This window comes from Thermodesulfobacteriota bacterium (assembly GCA_036482575.1).
In the GTDB taxonomy this organism is placed as follows: domain Bacteria; phylum Desulfobacterota; class GWC2-55-46; order GWC2-55-46; family JAUVFY01; genus JAZGJJ01.
In genome coordinates this window covers 1-2,060 of the sequence record JAZGJJ010000124.1, presented here as the reverse complement: position 1 = coordinate 2,060, position 2,060 = coordinate 1, and the positions used below count along the sequence as shown (strand labels likewise).

General features: G+C 55.0%; 2 protein-coding genes. Both read right to left on the bottom strand.

Features of this window, described 5'->3' with window-relative positions:
• Window positions 1-255 precede the first annotated feature (255 nt).
• A complete protein-coding gene (locus V3W31_05605; GenBank protein MEE9614416.1) occupies window positions 256-1,824 on the bottom strand; it encodes an MlaD family protein in 1,569 nt (522 codons plus the stop codon).
• 53 nt (window positions 1,825-1,877) lie between these two features.
• A partial coding sequence (locus V3W31_05600; GenBank protein MEE9614415.1) for an ABC transporter ATP-binding protein occupies window positions 1,878-2,060 on the bottom strand: 183 nt, incomplete at its 5' end.

Sequence of the window (2,060 nt, the reverse complement as noted above, 5' to 3'; positions counted from 1 at the left end):
CTTCAGTTGGGGGTTTTTAACCGAATGGGTCTTTATTTCCCTCCCGTCCGCGAGGGCCACCAGGCTTCCGGCAACGGTCGTGGTCCCTATGTCGAACGCTATGCCGAGGACTTTTTTTTTCGAGGTCACTACGCTAAAACCTTATTCGTGCGGGAATTAGACTGCGCCGCTTTCTGCCGGTACTTCCAAGGACCCGTCCGTACGGCGTAGAGCGACAGGTCCGGCGCAAAGTGTTTTTTTCGCCCTGTGAAGGGACTAAAAACTTATAGGAGGGGCGCTGGTCAACAGGTACTTCAAGTCGTCGTCCTCAAACCGGAAGCCCAGGCCTAAGAAGACCGATTCCAGGTCTATCCTGCTTACAAAGTCGTCATAACCGACGGTGAGGAAGAAGTACTTGCTGAGGCTGTAAGTGGCGCCGAACTTAAGGTGCGGGTTACGCTCCTCGTCGAAGTCAAAGGCCTCGAGTGTGAACTTCAAGCGGTCTTCGAAGAGGTGATAGTCCACGCCGACCCCGCCCGAGCTCTCGATGACCCCGCCCCTTAGAGTAAAGTTCTTGAACCTCTTGGCTATCTGGGCGGAGAATTCTATCTCGTCCGATACCTTGGTCTCTTCTATCCTGGTCGGGACCCCGTCGACCACCCTGTCGATCACCTTGGTCTCTATGTGCCCCCTCGGGTCGTCCACGACCTCAAAGAGATAGTATTTATCCGCCTTGGGCTGGATCTTGAGCGAAAAGTAGCTCTTTGTCGCGTTCTCGTCGAAGAGGAATTCGCCCCTGTAACTGATGAAGAAGCGGAAGGCCTCGCTCTTTTTTATAACCTTGTTTATGCCCTCGAGGGTAGTGCTGAGGTTGTCGTGCACCGTGGGCTCGTTTATGAGTTTTGCGAGTGTGCCTTCACCCTCGTCGAGTTTTTTTGCGACATTCCCCATTGTAGCCGCGGCATCTCCTATGGTGGCCGTCGCATCCTGTATTGACCCCACCGCATCTTTTATGGTGGTCGCCGTTTCGCTTATCTTGGGGCCCACGTCGCCGGCGACCGTGTTTATCGTATCCATAGTCTCTTCGAGCTTGGCTGCAGCAATTCTCAAGTTCTCCACGCCCGCCTTGATGTTGGCCCTGTTTTCGGTTATGACCAGGTTGAGGTTTTCAGCGACTTCCCGGAGCCCCTGGGCCACCTTCGGGGTCTCGTTTTTAAGGCTCTCGGAAAAGGCGTCCATGTTTGTGAGTATGCGGCCGAGCTTGTCTTCGTGTTCCTGGATTATCCGGTTCGTCGCCGTGGTCATATCCTCGAGGTTGTTAACGATGTTCCTGAGGCTCGCCTCGCCCTCCTTGCCGCCGAGCACCGAGCTTAGCGCGGCGCTTACCTGCTTTATGTCGTCGGCGGCACCGCCCAGGATGGTCAGGAGCCTGTCCATGTCGATGTAGGTCGTGACGCGAGTAATCTCGTCCCCGTCTTCAAGTATGGGTGCGTCGGGCGAGCCCGGGACAAGGTCGAGGTACTTCTCTCCGAGCAGGCCCTTGGTCTTCAGGACTGCGACGAAGTCTTTTCTGACCTTCGCCTCGGGCCTTATAAGGAGTACGAGTTTCGCCTTGTTGTCTTCGAGCTCGATCTTTCTTACCCTGCCCACCTCCACTCCCGCTACGCGCACCGATGCGTTCACGTCAAGGCCCGCCGCGGTGTCGAGCTTTACCGTTAACGTTATGCCCTCTGCCCTTCCCAACTCAAAGCCGCCGAGCCTGAGCGACATGTAGACGAGGATAAGGATGCCCGCGAAAACGAAGAGGCCTACCTTGGCTTCGGTGCTGAGTTTTATAGATGGCATCCGGTTTCTCCGTATCCAGGCAGTTAAAGCTCAAGGCGCAGGCAACTAAAACCTCAATACACCTTTATCGGCCCTTCGGCCTTTCCTTCGAGGAATTGCCTGAGGACCGGGTTAGGGTCCTGTTTTATCTCGTCCACGGTCCCCGTTGCGATTATCTTTCCCTGGTGTAGCATGGCCACTTTATCGGCTATCTTGTACGTCAAATGGATATCGTGGGTTATAACGATATAGGTCGT

Coding starts and splice junctions, on each gene's coding strand:
- V3W31_05605 (MEE9614416.1), bottom strand. CDS start 1,824: ATGCCATCTATAAAACTCAGCACCGAAGCCAAGGTAGGCCTCTTCGTT.